Source organism: Vibrio sp. 10N.222.49.C9 (assembly GCF_041474985.1).
GTDB lineage: Bacteria > Pseudomonadota > Gammaproteobacteria > Enterobacterales > Vibrionaceae > Vibrio > Vibrio crassostreae_C.
Genome location: NZ_JBFRVD010001120.1, coordinates 1 through 257 on the forward strand (window position 1 = coordinate 1; position 257 = coordinate 257).

The 257-nt window shown below is 47.9% G+C and carries 1 pseudogene; it reads left to right on the plus strand.

What is annotated here, in order from left to right:
• Window positions 1-257 (plus strand): annotated as a pseudogene (locus AB4585_RS27170) (glycosyltransferase family 1 protein); the annotation flags it as partial.

Consider the following 257-nt stretch of genomic DNA (forward strand, 5'->3'; position numbering starts at 1 on the left):
ATTAGCGCCAACACTAGAACGCCTCGAGTTTAACAACCCAATTTTGTGGACCTCATTGCCAACAGCCGCCGACTTATGTGGTCACATCAATGAATCATCGGTGGTCTACTATTGCGGTGATGACTTTGGCGCACTGGCAGGTGTAGACCATAAAACGGTGATCCAACATGAGAACAAGCTTACCGACAAGGCAAACCTAATTCTAACGGCCAGCGAAGCGATGCAACAACGCTTCCCTGCCTGTAAAACACAATTAC